We start from the raw sequence: 19,470 nt of genomic DNA, 5'->3' as shown, positions 1-19,470 counted from the left end.
TTCGTGGATTTGCGTGAAAACCTTACATGCATGAAGAATTGCCTTTCGAATGTGGCGGAAATTGCCCGCAACCATGACATTTTCGGCCCAATTGATGAACGGATTTGGGATCGTGTTCAAGCCGTTAGTGATTTTTACACCGCATTTCGCGGCAATATTGGAAAACTGCGGATAAACGTGGAAAACGGCGGCGCATTTACATTTCCGTCATCTCGAAAAACCGCGCTCGCCGGCCCGAATCGCCGCGCACTCTCAAACCGGCGCCTGTCGGCGGGAGGGGGAAGACGCCTGTCGATGTCGTGTTCGGCACTTATCCTGCCGCAGCGAAAGAAAGGCTTTTGCCTTGTCGGGATTTACACTAAGACAAATCCGCTTGTTTTAAACGGCGCTACCCGCAGGCGCCCTGTTTTCCGGTTTTGAGAACTATGTCGCATAACAGCTTCGGTCATCTTTTTCGCGTTACCACCTGGGGAGAAAGCCATGGGCCGGCACTTGGCTGCGTGGTGGATGGCTGCCCGCCCGGCCTGCGCTTTACCCTTGCCGAGGTGCAGCACTGGATGGACAAGCGCAAACCCGGCCAGAGCCGTTTCGTCACCCAGCGGCGCGAGGATGACATCGTCAAGGTTCTCTCCGGCGTGATGCTGGATGAGGACGGCGAGACGATGATCACGACGGGCACGCCGATTTCCATGCTGATCGAAAACACCGACCAGCGTTCCAAGGATTATGGCGAGATCGCCAAACGGTTCCGCCCCGGCCATGCGGATTATACCTATGATCTGAAATACGGCATTCGTGATTATCGCGGCGGCGGGCGTTCTTCCGCGCGCGAGACGGCGGCGCGTGTCGCCGCCGGTGCGATCGCCCGCAAGGTGGTGCCGAGCCTCAATGTGCGCGGCGCGCTGGTGCAGATCGGCAAGCACAAGATCAACCGCGATAACTGGGATTGGAATCAGGTCGACCAGAACCCGTTCTTCTGCCCTGACGCCGCGATGGTGCCTGTCTGGGAAGAGTATCTGGACAGCATTCGCAAGGCAGGCTCCTCGATTGGCGCGGTCGTGGAAGTGGTGGCGGAAGGGGTTCCTGCCGGCATCGGCGCCCCCATTTATGCCAAGCTCGATCAGGATATCGCCTCCAGCCTGATGTCGATCAACGCCGTCAAGGGCGTGGAGATCGGCGAAGGTTTCGCCTCGGCCGAGCTTTCCGGTGAAGAAAATGCCGACCAGATGCGCATGGGCAATGACGGCAAGCCGATTTTCCTGTCCAACCATGCCGGCGGCATTCTGGGCGGCATCGCGACCGGTGAGCCCGTCATCGCCCGCTTCGCCATCAAGCCCACTTCCTCCATTCTGACGGAGCGCCTGTCGATCGATACCGACGGCAACAATGTCGATGTGCGCACCAAGGGCCGCCACGACCCCTGCGTCGGGATTCGCGCCGTGCCGATTGGTGAGGCGATGGTGGCCTGCACCGTTGCCGACCATTATCTGAGGGATCGCGGCCAGACCGGCCGGCTTTAGCGGACCGAAAAGTGTGAAGCGGTTTTCGGACAATCCGCTAAAGAAACAAAAAGAGCAACGAACCGTTGCTCTGAAGTGAGGGGATATCGCCATGGCCTATGACCAGAAACGCGTTGTCGACGCCATCCGCGCTTTCGAAGCCGGTGAAATCGTCGTTGTGACCGACGATGACGACCGCGAGAATGAAGGCGATCTGATCATTTCAGCGGTTCATTGCACGCCTGAAAAAATGGCGCTGATCGTGCGCCACACGTCAGGCATCGTCTGCGCGCCAATGCCGCGCGAGGAGGCCAAGCGGCTGAACCTCAACGCCATGGTGGCGGAAAATGACAGCGCCCATACGACGGCCTTCACCGTCAGCGTCGATTTCAAGCACGGCACAACGACGGGTATTTCCGCCGATGACCGCACGCTGACGGTGCGCAATCTCGCCAATCCCAATGTCGGCGCTTCCGATTTCACCCGGCCGGGCCATATATTCCCGCTGATTTCCCGTGAGGGCGGCGTGTTGATGCGTTCCGGCCATACCGAAGCGGCGGTCGATCTCTGCCGTCTCGCCGGTCTGCCGCCTATCGGCGTAATCAGCGAGCTGGTGAATGATGATGGCAGCGTGATGCGCGGCCCGCAGGTTCTGGATTTTGCCGACAAACACGGCATGAAACACGTTTCGGTCGCCGATCTCATCGCCTATCGCCAACGCAAGGAAACGCTGGTGGAGATGGAATCCTCCTTCACCATCGAGACGCCCTTCGGACCGGCCAAGGCGCAGACCTATTCCCTGCCCTGGGATCCGATGCAGCACATGGCGGTGATTTTCGGCGATATCAGGGACGGCATTGACATTCCCGTTCGCCTGCACCCCGAAAACGTCGCCGACGACGTGTTCGGCGACCGCCAGCCGGTGCGGCATTATATGCAGAAGATCGCCGAGGAAGGCCGCGGCGTCATCGTCTATCTGCGCGAAGGCTCCGTTGGCGTTGGCCAGGTGGCCGGACGACGCAAGGCGCGTGACCCGGACGAAGCGCATGCCCAGGCCCGTTCGCGCGAAAACGAATGGCTGGAAATCGGTCTCGGCGCGCAGATTCTCAAGGATCTCGGCATCAGCTCCATCAAGCTGCTGACCACCCGCGAACGTCATTATGTCGGGCTTGAAGGCTTCGGCATCCAGATTTCGGCGACGGATATCTGCTGATTTTGGGGTTTGCCTTTGGTTTTCCAGGGCAATTGTGAAGCGAGTGGGTGCCCCTTGTTTCTTCTCCCCGAGGGGGAGAAGTCCGCGGCAGCGGGATGAGGGGGCGCCCTTGCCGGATTTCGGAGAGCTTGCCCCCTCATCCGACCCTTCGGGCCACCTTCTCCCCGGCGGGGAGAAGAAACACGCGGCGACGCCGGGCTACCTCAGCTGCGAAGATGGCGTCGCGTGGTGGGATGTCACTCTCACAGTGTCCAGAGCGAAAAACTTCAGCTTTCCTCCCGCCAGCGCTCCAGATAATTCACGCTCTCAACACCCGTAAACTTCGCGAGCCGCGCCAGCTCCGCGTCGAGCTTCTCCAGCCGGCCCGCCGAGGCACGCACGCCCGGTTCCAGCCACAGGCGCCGAACATCCAGCGTGCTACGCTTGCGATCCGCCTTCATGTCGATGCGACCGATCACGCGGTCGCCCTCCAGAAGCGGGAAGACATAATAGCCATATTGCCTTTTCGGCTCCGGCACGAAGACCTCGATGCGGTAATAGAAGCCGAACAGCCGCTCCGTGCGGTTGCGGTCACGCAACAGCGGATCGAAGGGGCTGAGGACGCGGACGCGGGATGCGGGTTCCGGCACGTCGGTCAGGTCGGCGGTGAAACCGGCAAAGGCATAGGACGGGCGGGCAGTGTCCCCGTCACTTGCAAGAAGTGAGACCTCGCAGAGCTCATCGCGATGGCTTTTGACCCAGTCCCTCGCCTCCTGCGGGGTGACGAGATCGAAAAAGGCGGCGATTTCACCATGGGTGGCGAAACCCAGCCGCTTCAGTGCTTCGCGGCAGGCCCAGTCGACAAATTCCGCATGCTCCACCTCGGTTTCGTGATGCTCGCCGGGAATGACCCGTTCGGCGAGGTCATAGACCTTCTGGAAATTCACCCGGCCGGCAATCGCCAGCTTGCCGGTGTGCCAGAGATATTCGAGCGCGGTCTTGGACGGATGCCAGTTCCACCAGCCGCCGGACTGGTGCCCCTCTTCTTTCAACTCCCGCGCCAGAACCGGCCCGGTTGCCGCAATGCGCTCCAGCGTTTCACCGAAAGCGGCGTCGAAACCCTCGCCGTGCCATTTGCGCCAGCGCTCCTGAATGATCGGCTCGCGGCGGCGGAAGCGGTGCTTCCAATAGGGATAAAATTCCGTCGGCACGATGGAAGCGTCATGTGTCCAGTGCTCGAACAGCGCCCGGTCCTTTTCCAAAAGCGTGGTCAGATGATCACGCCTGTAGGTCTGGTTGCGGGAGAAGATGATCTGATGGTGGGCGCGCTCCACCGTGCCGATGCTGTCCACCTGCACAAAACCGATATCGGTTATCAGCTGCAGCAGGTCGCTCTTGGAAAGCGCCTTGCCGGGCGGCGAGGAAAGCCCCTGCCGCGCCAGAAAAATTCGTCTTGCCGCTTCGTTTGAAACCTTGATCACCATGGAGCAGAAGGTATGACGGCTTTTTCAGGATTGCAATGTTCTTTTTTTGTTCCAGTATTTTTTGGTTTCAGGATCGCCGCCTGTTAAATCTGGCATCGTATGGAGGCCATGGCTTTGTCCCCTCGTTTGTACCCAGCACGGGGCGCAAAGGACTTTTCGTCAATCAAATGGATAGAAAATGTTTCGTCGAGCCGCATAAGCTTCCAGCCTTGGCGCTCGCCGCTATTGCTGCCGCCTCGGACCTGCCACACCAGCATAATGCTGTTTCCTTCATCCGTAACGCCGACAGCATGGACCTCAACCCCGCGAACGTATCCGTCATATCGCAGTTCAAGGCATTTAGCCGAATGCAGAGCTTCACATGGGGTATGCAGGATCATTTGAGCCTCCCAGCAATCTTGATGCGGAATATATCTGATTCCCACGTCGCCTTTTACTTCTGTTTGTGACGGGATATAGGACGGGGAAAATCGACCTGAGGACTAAAAGCTTGGAAATCCGTTTCGACGCCGCCGGTGTCGCTTTCGAGGGCCGGCAGGCCCTGCAGCCGCTGTCTCTGACATTGACGGAACGGCGTATCGGCGTGATCGGCCTTAATGGTTCCGGCAAGACCACCTTTGCGCGGCTGATCAACGGGCTGAACAAGCCGAGCGAGGGCAAGGTTGCGGTGAACGGTCTCGACACCGTGACGGACGCCAAGGCGGTCTTGCAGACGGTTGGTTTCATCTTCCAGAATCCGCAGAACCAGATCATCCTGCCGATCGTGCGAGACGATGTCGCCTTCGGGCTGAAACGGCTCGGTCTCGGCAAGGCGGAAACCGAAGCCCGGGTGAAGGCCGTTCTTGCCCGGCTCGGCATTTCCCATCTTGAAGAACGGCGCGCGCATGAGCTTTCCGGCGGGGAGCTGCAGCTTGCGGCGCTGGCCGCGCTTCTGGTTACCGAACCGCACATCCTTATTCTCGACGAGCCGACCAACCAGCTTGATCTCAAAAACCGGGCTGTCGTGGAAAAGACCATGGCGACGCTGTCGCAGTCGCTCATCGTCATCACCCATGATCTGCCGCTACTTGAAGGCTTCGACCGTGTGCTGGTTTTCCACGGCGGCGCGCTGATTGCGGACGCCGCACCTGAAGAGGCCGTGGCGCAATATCTCGCGGCGGTGGCGCGATGAAATCGCTGCACGTTGAAGGCACGGGCTGGCTCTACCGCGTCTCGCCGCGCCTCAAGCTCCTGACGCTGATGGGCTTCAGCATCGCGCTGTTCCTTACCCGCGATCTGTTGTTGCTGGGATGCGCCGTGGTTCTCGCGGCCGCCATCCTGCGCGAGACGCGGCTATCCTTGCGGGAGATCGGCCTGCGGCTGCGGCCGGTGATGCTGACCATTTTCCTCGTCGCGGCCTTCAGCTATCTTTTGCTCCCGGCCCATGATGCGACAGTCAATCTTTTGCGGCTGACGGCGCTGGCGCTGCTTGCCACCGCCGTCACAATCACAGTCAGCATCTCGCAGTTCATGGATGAGATCACGCTTGCCGCCGCCCCTCTCGAAAGGCTCGGGCTGGTCAAGGCTGCCGATATCGGGCTTGCGGTCGGGCTCGTCGTGCGTTTCGTGCCTGAGATCGTCAACCGGTATCATGCGGTGCGTGACGCACACCGGGCGCGCGGTCTGCCCGTGCGCATGGCGACCATCATCATGCCACTCGTCATTATGACGTTGAAGGATGCCGATGCCATTGCCGACGCCATTGACGCGCGCGGTTTCAGAGGCCAAAGCTTGGCGCCAGATAACCATCCGGAGTTTTGAGCGCCATGACGACCCGCGACCTTGTGCTGATTTCGCTGTTTTCCGCCATCATCATCGCACTTGGGCTTCTGCCGCCGATCACGCTCGGTTTCGTTCCCGTGCCGATCACCGCGCAGTCGCTCGGCGTCATGCTGGCCGGCGTCGTGCTGGGTGCGAAGCGCGGCACGCTCGCGGTTCTGCTGACGATCCTGATTGCCGCCATCGGCCTGCCGGTCCTGTCGGGCGGACGCGGTGGTCTTTCCATCTTCACCACGCCGACGACGGGCTTCCTGATCGGCTGGATCGCGGCCGTCTTCGTCACCGGCACGCTCTCGGAAAAACTCGTCAATCGCAGCCAGTCCGCTCTGGCGCAGGGTATTGGCTTCTTCGTCGCCAGCCTCATCGGCGGCGTGGTGGTGCTTTATGCCTTCGGCATCACCTATCTGGCGCTGGTCGTCGGGCTTGGTTTCGAAAAGGCCTTCATGGGTTCGCTCGCCTTCATTCCCGGCGATGCGCTGAAGGCCGTTCTTGCAGCACTGGCCGGCCGTGCCGTGATGGCAGGTTATCCGCTTCTGCCACAGCGCGCCTGAACAGACTTTCTTCGGGAGGAAAAGCATGGCGACGCGTTTATACGAACACCCGATCTTCCTGGAGCATATCACGCCTCCCGGCCACCCCGAGCGGCCGGACCGCCTGCGGTCGCTGAACATCGCACTCGAACATCCGAATTTCGAGCGGCTGGAACGGAAAGAAGCGCCGCAGGCCAATGAGGATGCAGTGCTGCTGGCGCATCCGGAAGAGCATCTGCTTGCCGTCATGCGGCAGATCCCGCAAGAGGATGGCGAGATCAACCGCATCGAGGCGGATACCTATGCCTCGCCGAAAAGCCTGCAGGCGGCGCTGACCGGCATCGGTGCGGCAATGGCTGCGGTGGATGACGTGTTTACCGGCGCTGCCGACAATGTCTTCGTCGCCGCCCGCCCGCCCGGCCACCATGCGGAAACCGCCAAGGCCATGGGTTTCTGTCTTTTCAACAATGTGGCCATCGCTGCCCGCCATGCTCAGAAAAAACATGGCGCAGAACGTATCGCCATCATCGACTGGGACGTGCATCACGGCAACGGCACGCAGGATATTTTCTGGGACGACACATCAGTGCTGTTCTGTTCCACCCACCAGATGCCGCTTTACCCGTGGAGCGGCGATAAAAACGAAACCGGCGCGAAGAACAATATCGTCAACGCCCCGCTTTCGCCCAACACTGGCAGCGATCATTTTCGCGAGGCCTTCAAATCCCGCGTGCTGCCGGCGATTGCCGATTTTTCGCCTGATCTCATCCTCATCTCCGCCGGTTTCGACGCGCATCACCGCGATCCGCTGGCGCAGATCAATCTGGTGGGAGAGGATTTCGACTGGGCCACGGGCCGGCTTCTGGAAATGGCCGACAAATACACATCGAACCGGGTCGTCAGCCTGCTTGAAGGTGGTTATGATCTGGAAGGGCTGGCGGAATCGGCAGCCATGCATATTTTGAGAATGATGAAGGGTTGAACATGACGGAAAATGCCAACACAGCCGATGTCAGCGGTTATTCCTTCGAAAAGGCCGTCGCCGAGCTGGAAAGCATTGTCGCACGCCTGGAACGCGGAGACGTGGCGCTGGACGAATCAATCGCCATCTATGAGCGCGGCGAAGCCCTGAAGAAACACTGCGAGACGCTGTTGAACGCTGCCGAAAAACGAATCGAAAAAATCCGTCTCGATCGTGCGGGCAAGCCGCAGGGTGTGGAGCCGCTCGACGGGGAATGACTGTGTTTAACGGGAGCGTTTGGACGTGATTCGATAAGGTAGCCACCTCCCGATTCAAACACTTGACGTCATCCTCGGGCTTGTCCCGAGGATCTGCAATGCATTGATTTTCTTGACGTGTTTAGATCCTTGGGCCAAGCCCGAGGATGACGGAGGAGAGGTTTGAAAACTTTCCCCGGCCGTAAGGTGTTCTCACAATGTCGTGTTAACAAGGATCGTTGACGCTGCGTTCGATATCGCGATGCTCCCCTCCCGCTCGGTTATGCTAAACTCCCGCCAGACGATACGAGGAGCTTGCGATGTCCTTCTTTCCCGGCAACGATCCCGTCGCGGGTGATGCTTTTGCCTGCGATGCCATCGAGAACCTGATCATTCCCCGAACCAGCGATATTGGCGGCTTTGCCGTGCGCCGCGCCCTGCCGACCCGGCAACGGCGGCTTGTGGGGCCGTTCATCTTTTTCGATCGCATGGGCCCGGCGATCCTGAAGGCGGGCGAGGCGCTCGACGTCAAGCCGCATCCGCATATTGGGCTCTCCACCGTTACCTATCTGTTCGACGGCGAAATCAAGCACCGGGACAGTCTCGGCACCGAACTCGTCATTCGCCCCGGCGACATCAACCTGATGACGGCCGGGCGTGGCATCGTGCATTCGGAACGCACGCCGGAAAACCTGCGTGGCCATCCGCTTTCCATGTCCGGCCTGCAGACCTGGCTTGCCCTGCCAGACAACATGGAAGAAATCGCCCCCGCCTTTGCCCACACGGCGAAGGAAGACATGCCGCTGATCGACCTCAAGGGCGCGACCGGCCGGGTGGTAATCGGCGAATTCGAAGGCCTCACCTCCCCGGTTTCGGCCTTTACCGATACGCTTTATGTCGACCTGTCGCTGGAGCCGGGAGTAAAATTCCCCTTCTCCGCCGATCATGAGGAGCGGGCGATCTATATTCTGTCCGGTTCGCTGGATGTTGCCGGTGATATTTTCGCCGCCGACCAGCTGCTCGTCTTCCGGCCCGGCGACGACATCACGCTGCAGGCCGGCAGCAATGGCTGTCACATCATGATCTTCGGCGGGGCGGCGCTGAATGAGCGCCGTTACATCTGGTGGAACTTCGTTTCGTCATCAAAAGAACGCATAGAGCAGGCCAAACAGGAGTGGAGAACCGGACGCTTCGACATCGTTCCCGGCGACGAAGAAGAGTTTGTCCCTTTGCCGGAAGGTTGAAATTCTATAGAAGTGTACGACATGCAGGGCTGCACCGTCGGCTTTCGACATGAAAGACGCTCTGGCACGCCCTGCTGACGACAAGAAAAGGCCGAACGATTGACCGGAATGCCACAGACACCATTGCTCGACCGGGTGAATTTTCCCTCCGATCTCAAGGAGATCGACGATCGCGACCTGCCGGAACTGGCAAGGGAACTGCGCGACGAGATGATTGACGCCGTGTCGAAGACCGGTGGCCATCTGGGTGCCGGCCTTGGCGTGGTGGAACTGACGATTGCCATCCACAAGGTGTTCAACACGCCCGAGGACCGGTTGATCTTCGATGTTGGCCATCAATGTTATCCGCACAAGATCCTGACCGGCCGGCGGGATCGCATCCGCACGCTGCGACAGGAAGACGGGCTTTCCGGTTTCACCCGGCGGGCCGAAAGCGAATATGATGATTTCGGCGCCGGCCATTCCTCCACCTCCATTTCCGCCGGTCTCGGCATGGCGGTGGCGGCGGGTCTTGATGGCAGCGACCGCAAGGTCGTAGCCATCATCGGCGACGGCTCGATGTCGGCGGGCATGGCGTTTGAGGCATTGAACAATGCCGGCGCGCTCGATGCGCGGCTGATCGTCATCCTCAACGACAACGATATGTCGATTGCGCCGCCGACGGGCGCGATGAGCGCTTATCTGGCACGCCTCGCCTCCGGCCGCACCTATATGGGCTTCCGCGATTTCGGCAAGAAACTGACGGCCTATCTCGGCAAGACCATCGACCGCGCCATTACCCGCGCCGTGACCCATGCGCGCGGTTACGTGACCGGCGGCACGCTGTTCGAAGAGCTTGGCTTCTATCACATCGGCCCGATCGACGGCCATTCCTTCGATCACCTCCTGCCGGTGCTGCGCAATGTGCGCGACAACCAGAAAGGCCCCGTCCTCATCCATGTGGTGACGCAGAAGGGCAAGGGTTACGCGCCGGCGGAAGCCGCAGCCGACAAATATCACGGCGTCAACAAGTTCGACGTCATCACCGGCGCGCAGGCGAAAGCCAAGCCGAATGCGCCGAGCTATACCAGCGTCTTTGCCGAAGCCCTGATCCAGGAAGCGACGCTCGACGAGAAGATCATTGGTGTGACGGCCGCCATGCCGAATGGCACGGGCCTCGACAAGATGGCCGAGCTTTTCCCGTCTCGCACCTTCGATGTCGGCATTGCCGAGCAGCATGCCGTTACCTTTGCGGCGGGGCTTGCGGCTGATGGTTACAAGCCGTTCTGCGCGCTTTATTCCACCTTCCTGCAACGCGGTTACGACCAGCTGGTGCATGATGTGGCCATCCAGAGCCTGCCCGTGCGTTTCCCCATCGACCGCGCCGGTTTTGTCGGTGCTGACGGGCCGACCCATGCCGGTTCGTTCGACACGACTTTCCTCGCCACCCTGCCCGGCATGGTGGTGATGGCGGCCTCGGATGAGGCGGAGCTGAAACATATGGTGCGCACGGCAGCGGCCTATGATGAAGGCCCGATTTCCTTCCGTTACCCGCGCGGTGAAGGCGTGGGCGTCGAGATGCCCGCGCGTGGTGAGATTCTCCAGATAGGCAAGGGTCGCATCATCAAGGAAGGCACCAAGGTTGCGCTGCTCTCCTTCGGTACGCGGCTGGCGGAATGCCTGGCGGCGGCGGAAGACCTTGAAGCGGCCGGCCTTTCCACCACGGTTGCCGATGCGCGCTTCGCCAAGCCGCTTGATCTCGACCTCATCCGCCAGCTGGCCAGCCATCATGAGGTGCTGGTGACGATCGAAGAAGGCTCCGTCGGCGGTTTCGGCGCGCATGTGCTGCATTTCATGGCCAGCGCCGGCCTGCTCGACCATGGCCCGAAGGTCCGGACGCTGACCCTGCCCGACCAGTGGGTGGAGCAGGCCAAACCCGAAACCATGTATGCCAATGCCGGCCTTGACCGGGCCGGCATCGTTTCCACCGTGTTTAATGCGCTCGGCCAGCGTCAGGCCGGCGTCGGTTTCGCCGGCTGACGAGATTGCCGGGACAGGAGGCGGGACCATCCCGCCTCTTTCTCAGGATGCAGCGCCATCGAGAAAACCGACGACATTTTCGATCCGCCCCTCGGTATTCAGGCTGACGACATCGGTTCCGCCGGCGACATCATCCCCATCAGGCGAAATGAGACGCCATGAGAAACGGGTGAAGTTGCCGTGTCCGTCAGGGGTGCCGGCAAGAACGAAGCGATATCCCGGAAATTTCTGCCGCGCCGCCTCGATCATCGCGGCAATCCCCTGCTGGCCTTCGCCCTGCATCAGCGGATCGACGTAGCGCGTATTTTCTGCCCATGCCTCACCGACGAGATGCCTGCGGCGTTCATTGTCCTCTTCGTTCCAGGCTGCGAGATAGGTCTGGGCGATTGTGAGATGTTGCGTCATGATTGCGCTCCTTCTGGTTGACGGCCCAAACATGCCGGCGGTCGGGAAGCGGAACAATTACCTCGGAGGTAATCGCATTGCTGATATGTTCTGCTAGGCTGCGGGGCATGACACATCATCGAGAACATGTCGGCCAGGTGCTGAAGGAATGGCGTGCCCGCCGCAGGTTGAGCCAGCTCGATCTGGCGATAGAGGCGGACATATCGGCGCGGCATCTGAGCTTTGTGGAAAGCGGGCGTTCATCCCCCAGCCGCGAGATGCTCGCGAAACTGGCGGAGCAGCTTTCCATGCCCGCCCGCGCCGCCAACCGGCTGATGCTGGCGGCGGGTTATGCGCCTGTTCATTCCGAACGCTCGCTGGACGCGCCCGACATGGCGGCGGCCCGGCAGGCCGTCGAAACCGTGGTCCAGGGCCACATGCCCTTCCCCGCCCTTGCCGTCGACCGGCATTGGAACGTTGTTCTCGCCAATGAGGCGATCACGTCACTTCTGGCCGGTGTTTCCGAAGAGTTGCTTCGCCCGCCGCTCAACGCCCTGCGGCTCAGCCTGCACCCGCAGGGTTTGAGTTCGCGCATCGTCAACCTCGCCGAATGGCGGCATCACCTGCTGGAGCGCCTGCGCCGTCAGGTCGAGGAAACGGGAGACGAGATGCTTTGCCACTTGCATGCGGAGCTTTCGGCCTATCCCGCGCCGAAGGCCTCACCCCATGCCGCCGGGGCCGATCCACTGGCCATACCGCTGCAACTGCGCGATCCGGCCTCGGGCGCCGTTCTGAGCTTCATCTCCACCACCACGGTTTTCGGAACCGCAACCGATGTCACGCTGTCCGAACTGGTGCTGGAATGTTTCTACCCCGCCGATGCGGCAACCCGCGCCGCCCTGATGCCAGGCGCAAAGGAGTAAGACCCGTGCACACCACCTATCTCATCGGCTTCCAGGTCCGCGACGGCCAGCGCGAGCGCTTTCTTGAATTGCTGAATGCGCTGCTCGACGCCATGCGGCACGAAAAGACCTTCGTGAACGCCACCCTGCACCGGGACGGTAAAAACGAGAACCGCTTCCTGCTGCATGAGACCTGGAGCGACCATCAGGACGTCATCGATGTCCAGATTCATCGCCCCTATCGTCAGGCGTGGCATGATGCCCTGCCCGAGCTTCTGGAAGCCCCACGGGATATTTCCGTCTGGCATCCCATGCGGGCCGATCACGCTGCATAGGTAGAGGAACAGACAAGCCCCGCGCAGACGGCGCGGGGTCAAAAGTCCGGTTCAGACCTCCTTATGGTCCCAATCCATCGCAGCGAGCGTTTATTTCCGGAACGCCTGAGTTTTCAAGACAATATCCGCGGTTCGCTCAATTTGAACCACGCCTTGGCAATCTTTCCGTTTTCAACTTCATAGATGCAGACAACGTCAATCTCTCCCCTGCCTTCGGGGAAGTTCCGCGTAACCGTTTCGTGGTCGATGACGACATTCCCGACGGTAATGCGCGTCAGCAATTTTCCATGCAGATCAGGCTCCTTGAAGCGCTCGATGTGGCGCGCCCTGATCTCTGCAGCACTTCCTGCCAGAAGCGTCGCCGGAAAGGCGTAATACTGACAATCATCCGCCCACCAGCCCATGAATGCATCAATGTCGCGGGCGTTATAGGCCTCGAGCTGCTTTTGCACCGGCAGTTCAATTTCACTCTTCAAAACGTACCTCTTCAGAAAATCATTGTGGCGACATGGATTTTTAAATGAGCGAATGTCCCGCATCCGCCAGCAGACCGCGTGTTTTTTCGAGATCGTGCGATTTCACCAGCAGGTGGTCTCCATCAAACGTCGAAACCACAAATATTCCAATACCGTTGGTCGACAAAGGCGCGATGACGGACAGGACGATGCCCGTCTCATCAAATGCAAATGGCCCCTGAAACTTGAAACACGACCAGCCCGCATCGACCCGCACATCCTGCGGTATGCGATCTTCCCGGCAAACGATGGAAAGTTCGTCATCGGTTCGGCTGATGCTGACAAACCCACCGCCGTCGGCCCACGCCGGAATGGGATCAGACGCCTGAAGCCGCGCCACCCCGTATGAGCCATCCAAAACCTGCAATTTAACGCGCGGCGCCATGTGGACATTCCCTTTCCTGAAGATCGCTCAAAGCCTGATGGCCGTTTCCTCTTTCGCCGTCTTGATGACGACCATGGTGAAGAAGCGTGCGACATTGTGCTGGTCCCGGAACAGCCTGTCGCACAGGGCATCGAATTCCTCCATGTCGCGCAGGCGCAGCATCAGCACGACATCGCTTGCACCTGTCACGGCATAGGCATGCGACACGGCCTCCTCGGCAATGGCAATATCCAGAAAGCGGCGCATATGCTGCTCGCCGTGCAGTTTCAGCTCCACCGTCACCAGCGCCTTGATCACGCGCCCGGCCTTTGCGGGGTTGAGGATCGCGACGATACGGTCGATCACCCCCGATTTGCGCAGCCGTTGCAGGCGGCGCAGGCAGCTGGAAGGAGACAGCCCCACCTCATCGGCCATATCCACATTGGTGCGCGACGCATCGCCCTGCAAAAGGTTCAGAAGTTTCCGGTCGATCCGATCCATGCCGTCAGCATATCTCTTGCGGATGGATTTGCAATAAAATTGCATGAAGTTGCAATCTTTGACCACAAATGCGAATGGGTTCGGCCTAGAGGATGAGGACAACCTTCGAGGAGCCTCACATGCCCATTTTCGTCACCATCTGGCAGAAAACCCGGGAAACGCTTGATATCTACTGGGTGCTGGTGCGGATCACCGTTCCGATTGCCATCCTGACCGAGCTGTTGTCGAGGATGGGTGCGATCGAGGCGGTGGCGCCGGCCTTCGCGCCTGTCATGAACCTCGTCGGGCTGCCGCCGGAGCTTGGTCTCGCCTGGCTGACAGCGATGCTGGTCGGCATCTGGGGCGCCGTGCCGCTTATCTTCACACTCGTTCCCGCCTCCTCGCTGAGTGGCGCGGATATCACGGTCTTTTCGGCGCTTATCCTCTTCGCGCACGGCCTGCCCATCGAGCAGAAGATCATTGAAAAAGCAGGACCCGGCATGCTCGTCACAACGGCGCTGCGCATCGGTGGCGGATTGATTTATGCCCTTCTCCTGCATCAGGTTCTGGAAGCAACGGGGTGGTTGTCTGGGCCGGTGAACCCTGCCTGGATTGCCATGAGCGCCACGCCGGATTGGGCGGACTATCTCCTGGGTCTCGGTAAAACCATGATCTGGATGTTCGTCATCCTTTTCGTGCTGTCCCTGGGTCTCGAGATCCTCAGGCTGACCGGGCTTCTGGCACTGATGATGAAGGCGCTTTCGCCCCTTTTGCGGCTTGCCGGCATTCGCGGCGAGGCCGAACATCTCACCGCCATCGGCTTGTTTCTGGGAATTTCCTACGGCGCGGGTTTTCTGATCCGAGAGGCGCAATCGGGAGCGATCTCGCCACGTCAGGTGTTTCTGTCCTGCGTGTTCATGGGTTTTGCCCATAGCGTGATCGAAGACACACTTGTGGTAATGTCGCTGGGGGCCGATGTTTACGGCGTTCTGGTCGGACGGCTGGTTTTCGCCATTGCCGCAACTGCCATCATCGCCGCACTGCTTCACCGCCTGTCGGATGAAATGTTTTTTGCGCGGATGTTCCGGCTTCGGAGCACGTGAGCGGCGCTACCCATCTGAAAAAGCTGATGCAAAAAGGGGGCCTCACGGCCCCCGATTTTTTGCATCCAATCCGGAAAATCCGGCTCAGAACTCCGTCCAGTCCTGATCTTTCGCAGCCGGTGCTTCCGCAGCGCCACCGAAGGCGCGGGCAAGGCTCTGGCCAAGCGCCCGGGCCGGCGAAGCCACCGGTCTTGCCGTTGCGGAGGCCGATTTTACCGGAGCCTTGCGGGCCGGTGCGGCAGGTGCCGGCTGGAAGGCAGGCTTGGCCGAAGACTGGCGCGGTGCGGAATGTCCACCGGCACTCGCAACGGCAGCACGTGCGCCGCCCACCCGGAACTGGCCAAGCAGGCTGTTCAGCGCTTCCGCTTCGCGGGCGAGCGAATGGCTGGCGGCGGTCTGCTGTTCCACCATGGCGGCATTCTGCTGCGTGCCCTGATCCATGGTGTTTACGGCCGTGTTGATTTCCTGCAGGCCGGTCGCCTGTTCGCGTGATGCGACGACGATGGCGCTGACATGGGCGTTGATCTCTTCGACTTCCGAAACGATGAGTTCCAGCGCCTTGCCGGTCTCGTCGACGAGGCTCACGCCGTTTTCAACCTGCCGGCTGGAAGCGCTGATCAGCGTCTTGATTTCCTTGGCGGCATTGGCGGAACGCTGGGCGAGTTCGCGGACTTCCTGCGCGACGACCGCAAATCCCTTGCCGGCATCACCGGCGCGAGCGGCCTCCACGCCGGCATTCAGCGCCAGCAGGTTGGTCTGGAAGGCGATATCGTCGATGACACCGATGATGTTGCCGATTTCACCCGAGGACTTTTCGATCTCACGCATGGCGGCGACCGCCTTGCGGACCACGGTGCCTGATTTTTCCGCACCGGTGCGCGCACGCTGGACCAGATTGCCGGCATCTTCCGCGCCGCGGGCACTGTCACGCACCGTGGTGGTGACTTCTTCCAGTGCAGCGGCGGTTTCTTCGATGGAGGCAGCCTGCTGTTCGGTGCGGCGCGACAGGTCGTCGGCGGCCGACAGCATTTCCGAAGCGCCGGCATTGATCGCGGCAGCGTTCTCGCCGACCGTGCGCAAGGCCTGCTGGAGCTTTTCGACGGCGCTGTTGAAATTCACACGAACCGGATCAATGGCGGGCGCAAAAGGCGTTTCAATGCGATAGGAAAGATCGCCGTCCGCAAGAGCGGCAAGACCCTTGCCAAGCTCGGCGCTGGCAAAAGCGCTGGCGGCCTCGTCCTTGGCCCGTTCTTCCTCGTTGCGTCGGCGTTCGGTCTCCGTCGCGGAACGCATGCGATCGGTCTCACCGGCGAGGCGGGATTTTTCCAGCCCGGCTTCCTTGAAGACCAGAACGGCCTTCGCCATCTTGCCAACTTCGTCTCCACGATCCGTGGCCGGAACTTCCGTGTCCAGATTGCCATCGGCAAGCCGGCTCATTGCCGCAGTCATGCCGACGATCGGCGTGACGATCGAGCGTGACAGCGCCCAGATGAGGGCAACGGCCAGAAGACCGGCAACGGCACCGCCACCCAGAAGCGCATATTTCAGGTTCAGCGCTGCTGCCTGCTGTTCAGCGGCATAGGCCGTGGACAGGCCGTTCAGCTGTTCCTTGATCTTGGCGGCGGCGGCGCGGAAGCCGTCGAGCTGGCCCTTGGCCTGATTGCGTCCGATCTCGATGATTTCGGAAATCGGCGCTTCCGTGGTCTTGCGGGCAGCGATCTGCGGTTCCGCCAGTTCCTTGAAGAACACGGTGGCGGATTTTTGCATGTCGTCGATGGAGTTGAGGATATCCGGCTGGCCGGCGGCAAGCGCGCGGGCTTCGTCAAGCTTCTTCAGCATCAGGTCGCGCTGGGCGAAGACGTCATTATAGGTGCTGTCGCTGCGAAACAGCAGGAAGCCGCGCTGGTTGACGGCCTGCTCCAGCATGGCGGCCGTCGCGCCGTCCACTGCCTGGATGATATCCTTGGTCCGGTTGTTGTCGATTGTGACACGCTCGCTCCCCAGCGTCTGCCAGAATACGACCGCGGAGGCGAGCAGGCACACGCTCATCAAGGCACAGAAGGTGGCTATGAGCTTCAGGTTGATAGGGAGATTTTTCAGCGACATCGCAAACTCTCTCGGCGACCCGATGCCTCGGAGCAAGCGTCTGCGCTGCAACGGTCGCAATTTTGTGGATAGGAGGAGATGCCGTCATGGCAGGTTCCGGTGGCCGCACGGGCCTTGGGCACAAAGTGCAATACAAGCCTTTATATTGGATTAATCGAACATTCTGACTTTGCGGTGCAACACAAACATGGCCGGGGGCAGCGGCATTCGGGGCCGTTTCCGCGATAAATCGCTTGCATCGGCGGGGTTTGGCGGTCATTGAACGGGACCATGTCCAAAACATCTGAAAATGAACGGCTTGACCAGCTTCTTGTGTCGCTCGGCCACTTTGCCAGCCGCTCGCGTGCGCGCGACGCGGTTTCGCGCGGCACCGTGAGCGTGAACGGCAAAATCGTCACCAAACCGAGCCAGACCGTCGCTGCAAACGTCAAGATCACGATTACCGATCCGGCGCAGGCCTACGTCTCCCGCGCTGCCCTCAAACTTGCGGCCGCGCTCGATCATTTCAAGCTCGATCCGAAGGGCCTTGAGTGTCTCGATGTCGGCGCATCCACCGGCGGTTTCACCGAGGTTCTGCTTCATCGCGGCGCGAAACATGTCGTCGCCATCGATGTCGGCCACGGGCAAATCCATCCAAGGATCGAGAACGATCCGCGCGTCACCAGCCTGGAAGGGCTGAATGCGCGGTTCCTCACCACTGACGATATCGATGACCGGCCCATCGGCTTCATCGTTTCCGACGTCTCCTTCATTTCGCTGAAGCTTGCGCTTGCCCCGGCACTTGAGCTTGCGGAGCGGGGTGCTCTGGCTATCCTGCTGGTCAAGCCGCAATTCGAGGCGGGGCGTGATGCCATCAGCAAGGCCGGGCTTCTGAAAGAGCCGGAAACCGCGCCCGCAGTTGCTGCCGAGCTGGAACGCTGGCTCGTCGAAGACATGGGCTGGAAAAGCCTCGGGCTTATTCCTTCGCCAATTTCCGGCGGCGACGGCAATATCGAATTTCTTCTCGGAGGCGAAAAGCCATGAGCACCCAGACCGTGACCATCAAGAGCCTTGGTGCACAGGGCGACGGTATCGCGCACTGTCCCGACGGCCCGGTCTATGTGCCATTCGCCCTGCCCGGCGAGACGGTGGCTATCGCCAAAGTAAAGGACCACGGCACGGTCATGTCGATTGCTGAAGCCTCGACGGATCGCCGCGAACCCGTCTGTCGTCACTTCGGCCCTGAAGGCGTCAACGGCACCTGCGGCGGCTGTTCGCTGCAACATCTGTCCGGCCAGCCCTACCACGCCTTCAAGCGGGAGCTGGTGGTTTCGGCCTTGAAATCGAAGGGCCTGACACCTGATGTGGATGATCTCGTCATCTGTCGCCCCGGCGAGCGCCGCCGCGCGGTGTTTGCCGCCCGCAGGACGGAAAAGGGTCTGCTGCTGGGTTTCAGCCAGGCGGGCAGCCACCACATCGTCGCCATCGAGGAATGTCCCGTCACCTCGCCCGGCATCGTCTCGCGTCTCGATGCCATCCGCGCCATCGGGCTTTCGATGACGGCGAATGCCGAGCCGTTCCGCATGACCGTTCTCGAAACGCTTTCCGGTCTGGATATTTCCGTCGAGGGTATCAAGTCGGTCAACGACAAGCAGCGGCGGACGCTGACGGAAACGGTGCTTGCCATGCGCGGCATCGCGCGTGTCTCGCTGTCGGGTGAAATCCTGATCGAACCGCAAAAGCCGATCATCGAGTTCGGCGGCGTGCCGGTCTCACCGCCCGCCGGCGGTTTCACGCAGGCGACGAAACAGGCCGAAGACGCCATGGCAGAACTGGTGCTTGCCCATATCGGCAAATCCAAGCGTATTGCCGATCTCTTCTGCGGTTCCGGTACATTTGCGCTCAGACTGGCGCGCATCGGCAAGGTGCATGCGGTGGAAGCCGAAGACAAGGCGCTGAAGGCATTGGATTTTGCCGCCCGCAACACGCAGGGCCTGAAACCGGTCAGCGTCGAAAAACGCGATCTTTTCCGCCGGCCGTTGATGACCAGCGAATTGAAGAACTACGACGCCGTCGTGTTCGATCCGCCGCGCGCCGGGGCGGAAGTCCAGTGCAAGGAACTGGCCCGCAGCACGGTGAAGAAAATCGTTGCTGTCAGCTGCAATCCGCTGACGCTGGCACGCGATCTCGCGCTGCTGGTTGAGGGCGGCTATCGCGTTACCCGCGTCACACCTGTTGACCAGTTCCTCTGGTCGCCGCATGTGGAAGCGGTGGCGGTGCTGGAGAAATAATCAGGAA

At 60.6% G+C, this 19,470-nt stretch carries 22 protein-coding genes; 15 read left to right on the top strand and 7 right to left on the bottom strand.

All coding sequences use genetic code 11. From position 1 onward, the window contains the following. Positions 1–30: 30 nt before the first annotated feature. From PL640_RS03255 to ribB, 3 genes are all read left to right on the top strand, one after another. Positions 31–420, top strand: coding sequence for a hypothetical protein (locus tag PL640_RS03255; protein WP_271360782.1), 390 nt, complete (start codon positions 31–33; stop codon positions 418–420). Positions 421–425: 5 nt separating this feature from the next. Further along, a complete protein-coding gene (aroC, locus tag PL640_RS03250; protein WP_271360781.1) occupies positions 426–1,520 on the top strand; it encodes a chorismate synthase in 1,095 nt (364 codons plus the stop codon). Positions 1,521–1,611: 91 nt separating this feature from the next. Further along, entirely contained in the window at positions 1,612–2,712 is a 1,101-nt protein-coding gene (ribB, locus tag PL640_RS03245; protein ID WP_065115034.1) for a 3,4-dihydroxy-2-butanone-4-phosphate synthase, read from the top strand. Between the two features lie 266 nt (positions 2,713–2,978). On the opposite strand, the gene PL640_RS03240 is transcribed toward ribB, so the two are convergent. After that, complete coding sequence (locus tag PL640_RS03240; protein ID WP_271360780.1) at positions 2,979–4,175, bottom strand: winged helix-turn-helix domain-containing protein; 1,197 nt, start codon at positions 4,173–4,175, stop codon at positions 2,979–2,981. Between the two features lie 83 nt (positions 4,176–4,258). Next, on the bottom strand, positions 4,259–4,555 hold the full coding sequence (locus PL640_RS03235; protein WP_271360779.1) for a hypothetical protein: 297 nt from the start codon (positions 4,553–4,555) through the stop codon (positions 4,259–4,261). A 110-nt stretch (positions 4,556–4,665) separates the two neighbouring features. On the opposite strand from PL640_RS03235, the gene PL640_RS03230 reads away from it, so the two are divergent. The 7 genes from PL640_RS03230 (at position 4,666) to dxs (ending at position 11,004) form a co-directional block, all read left to right on the top strand. After that, entirely contained in the window at positions 4,666–5,346 is a 681-nt protein-coding gene (locus PL640_RS03230) for an energy-coupling factor ABC transporter ATP-binding protein (RefSeq protein ID WP_137452276.1), read from the top strand. Continuing rightward, positions 5,343–5,975, top strand: coding sequence for an energy-coupling factor transporter transmembrane component T family protein (locus PL640_RS03225; protein ID WP_271360778.1), 633 nt, complete (start codon positions 5,343–5,345; stop codon positions 5,973–5,975). Before PL640_RS03230 ends, PL640_RS03225 begins: the two co-directional genes overlap by 4 nt. Positions 5,976–5,980: 5 nt before the next feature. Beyond that, complete coding sequence (locus tag PL640_RS03220; protein WP_137452278.1) at positions 5,981–6,544, top strand: biotin transporter BioY; 564 nt, start codon at positions 5,981–5,983, stop codon at positions 6,542–6,544. Between the two features lie 25 nt (positions 6,545–6,569). Further along, positions 6,570–7,505 (top strand): histone deacetylase family protein, encoded by a 936-nt coding sequence (locus tag PL640_RS03215; RefSeq protein ID WP_271360777.1) that lies wholly within the window; start codon positions 6,570–6,572, stop codon positions 7,503–7,505. Between the two features lie 2 nt (positions 7,506–7,507). Then, complete coding sequence (locus tag PL640_RS03210) at positions 7,508–7,762, top strand: exodeoxyribonuclease VII small subunit (RefSeq protein ID WP_003503059.1); 255 nt, start codon at positions 7,508–7,510, stop codon at positions 7,760–7,762. Positions 7,763–8,061: 299 nt separating this feature from the next. Then, complete coding sequence (locus PL640_RS03205) at positions 8,062–8,985, top strand: pirin family protein (RefSeq protein WP_271360776.1); 924 nt, start codon at positions 8,062–8,064, stop codon at positions 8,983–8,985. Between the two features lie 99 nt (positions 8,986–9,084). Next, positions 9,085–11,004: a 1-deoxy-D-xylulose-5-phosphate synthase gene (gene dxs, locus PL640_RS03200; protein ID WP_080817504.1), complete on the top strand. Its 1,920-nt coding sequence runs from the start codon at positions 9,085–9,087 to the stop codon at positions 11,002–11,004. Positions 11,005–11,046: 42 nt separating this feature from the next. Here the strand turns inward: dxs and PL640_RS03195 are convergent, their stop codons facing one another. Then, complete coding sequence (locus PL640_RS03195; RefSeq protein ID WP_271360775.1) at positions 11,047–11,409, bottom strand: nuclear transport factor 2 family protein; 363 nt, start codon at positions 11,407–11,409, stop codon at positions 11,047–11,049. A gap of 107 nt (positions 11,410–11,516) precedes the next feature. On the opposite strand from PL640_RS03195, the gene PL640_RS03190 reads away from it, so the two are divergent. Further along, positions 11,517–12,311 (top strand): helix-turn-helix domain-containing protein, encoded by a 795-nt coding sequence (locus tag PL640_RS03190; RefSeq protein ID WP_271360774.1) that lies wholly within the window; start codon positions 11,517–11,519, stop codon positions 12,309–12,311. A gap of 5 nt (positions 12,312–12,316) precedes the next feature. Then, positions 12,317–12,625 carry a putative quinol monooxygenase gene (locus tag PL640_RS03185; RefSeq protein WP_271360773.1) on the top strand — a complete coding sequence of 103 codons (309 nt, stop codon included), beginning with the start codon at positions 12,317–12,319 and terminating at the stop codon, positions 12,623–12,625. A gap of 113 nt (positions 12,626–12,738) precedes the next feature. Here PL640_RS03185 and PL640_RS03180 read toward each other — a convergent pair whose 3' ends face one another. From PL640_RS03180 to PL640_RS03170, 3 genes are read right to left on the bottom strand one after another with little or no spacing between them, the layout of a single operon-like run. Continuing rightward, positions 12,739–13,101 carry a nuclear transport factor 2 family protein gene (locus PL640_RS03180; RefSeq protein WP_065115023.1) on the bottom strand — a complete coding sequence of 121 codons (363 nt, stop codon included), beginning with the start codon at positions 13,099–13,101 and terminating at the stop codon, positions 12,739–12,741. A gap of 40 nt (positions 13,102–13,141) precedes the next feature. Next, positions 13,142–13,525 (bottom strand): ACT domain-containing protein, encoded by a 384-nt coding sequence (locus tag PL640_RS03175; RefSeq protein ID WP_065115022.1) that lies wholly within the window; start codon positions 13,523–13,525, stop codon positions 13,142–13,144. Positions 13,526–13,552: 27 nt separating this feature from the next. Beyond that, the gene (locus tag PL640_RS03170; RefSeq protein ID WP_065115021.1) at positions 13,553–14,005 is read right to left on the bottom strand and encodes an Lrp/AsnC family transcriptional regulator; all 453 of its coding nucleotides are present in this window, start codon (positions 14,003–14,005) and stop codon (positions 13,553–13,555) included. 119 nt (positions 14,006–14,124) lie between these two features. Between PL640_RS03170 and PL640_RS03165 the strand changes: the two genes are divergently transcribed. After that, entirely contained in the window at positions 14,125–15,087 is a 963-nt protein-coding gene (locus PL640_RS03165; protein ID WP_271360772.1) for a nucleoside recognition domain-containing protein, read from the top strand. Positions 15,088–15,171: 84 nt separating this feature from the next. On the opposite strand, the gene PL640_RS03160 is transcribed toward PL640_RS03165, so the two are convergent. Beyond that, positions 15,172–17,193: a methyl-accepting chemotaxis protein gene (locus PL640_RS03160; RefSeq protein ID WP_271360771.1), complete on the bottom strand. Its 2,022-nt coding sequence runs from the start codon at positions 17,191–17,193 to the stop codon at positions 15,172–15,174. A 270-nt stretch (positions 17,194–17,463) separates the two neighbouring features. On the opposite strand from PL640_RS03160, the gene PL640_RS03155 reads away from it, so the two are divergent. Both PL640_RS03155 and PL640_RS03150 read left to right on the top strand, forming a co-directional pair. Continuing rightward, positions 17,464–18,216, top strand: a complete 753-nt coding sequence (locus tag PL640_RS03155; protein WP_271360770.1) for a TlyA family RNA methyltransferase — start codon at positions 17,464–17,466, stop codon at positions 18,214–18,216. Then, on the top strand, positions 18,213–19,463 hold the full coding sequence (locus tag PL640_RS03150; RefSeq protein ID WP_271360768.1) for a class I SAM-dependent RNA methyltransferase: 1,251 nt from the start codon (positions 18,213–18,215) through the stop codon (positions 19,461–19,463). The genes PL640_RS03155 and PL640_RS03150 overlap by 4 nt, the downstream gene beginning before the upstream one ends. Positions 19,464–19,470: the final 7 nt, after the last annotated feature.

Origin of the sequence: Agrobacterium sp. ST15.16.024 (genome assembly GCF_027956545.1) — a bacterium.
GTDB lineage: Bacteria > Pseudomonadota > Alphaproteobacteria > Rhizobiales > Rhizobiaceae > Agrobacterium > Agrobacterium cucumeris.
This window is presented reverse-complemented; position numbering and strand designations above follow the sequence as displayed.

Coding starts and splice junctions, on each gene's coding strand:
- PL640_RS03255 (WP_271360782.1), top strand. CDS start 31: ATGAAGAATTGCCTTTCGAATGTGGCGGAAATTGCCCGCAACCATGAC.
- aroC (WP_271360781.1), top strand. CDS start 426: ATGTCGCATAACAGCTTCGGTCATCTTTTTCGCGTTACCACCTGGGGA.
- ribB (WP_065115034.1), top strand. CDS start 1,612: ATGGCCTATGACCAGAAACGCGTTGTCGACGCCATCCGCGCTTTCGAA.
- PL640_RS03240 (WP_271360780.1), bottom strand. CDS start 4,175: ATGGTGATCAAGGTTTCAAACGAAGCGGCAAGACGAATTTTTCTGGCG.
- PL640_RS03235 (WP_271360779.1), bottom strand. CDS start 4,555: ATGATCCTGCATACCCCATGTGAAGCTCTGCATTCGGCTAAATGCCTT.
- PL640_RS03225 (WP_271360778.1), top strand. CDS start 5,343: ATGAAATCGCTGCACGTTGAAGGCACGGGCTGGCTCTACCGCGTCTCG.
- PL640_RS03220 (WP_137452278.1), top strand. CDS start 5,981: ATGACGACCCGCGACCTTGTGCTGATTTCGCTGTTTTCCGCCATCATC.
- PL640_RS03215 (WP_271360777.1), top strand. CDS start 6,570: ATGGCGACGCGTTTATACGAACACCCGATCTTCCTGGAGCATATCACG.
- PL640_RS03210 (WP_003503059.1), top strand. CDS start 7,508: ATGACGGAAAATGCCAACACAGCCGATGTCAGCGGTTATTCCTTCGAA.
- PL640_RS03205 (WP_271360776.1), top strand. CDS start 8,062: ATGTCCTTCTTTCCCGGCAACGATCCCGTCGCGGGTGATGCTTTTGCC.
- PL640_RS03195 (WP_271360775.1), bottom strand. CDS start 11,409: ATGACGCAACATCTCACAATCGCCCAGACCTATCTCGCAGCCTGGAAC.
- PL640_RS03190 (WP_271360774.1), top strand. CDS start 11,517: ATGACACATCATCGAGAACATGTCGGCCAGGTGCTGAAGGAATGGCGT.
- PL640_RS03175 (WP_065115022.1), bottom strand. CDS start 13,525: ATGGCGCCGCGCGTTAAATTGCAGGTTTTGGATGGCTCATACGGGGTG.
- PL640_RS03170 (WP_065115021.1), bottom strand. CDS start 14,005: ATGGATCGGATCGACCGGAAACTTCTGAACCTTTTGCAGGGCGATGCG.
- PL640_RS03165 (WP_271360772.1), top strand. CDS start 14,125: ATGCCCATTTTCGTCACCATCTGGCAGAAAACCCGGGAAACGCTTGAT.
- PL640_RS03160 (WP_271360771.1), bottom strand. CDS start 17,193: ATGTCGCTGAAAAATCTCCCTATCAACCTGAAGCTCATAGCCACCTTC.
- PL640_RS03155 (WP_271360770.1), top strand. CDS start 17,464: ATGTCCAAAACATCTGAAAATGAACGGCTTGACCAGCTTCTTGTGTCG.
- PL640_RS03150 (WP_271360768.1), top strand. CDS start 18,213: ATGAGCACCCAGACCGTGACCATCAAGAGCCTTGGTGCACAGGGCGAC.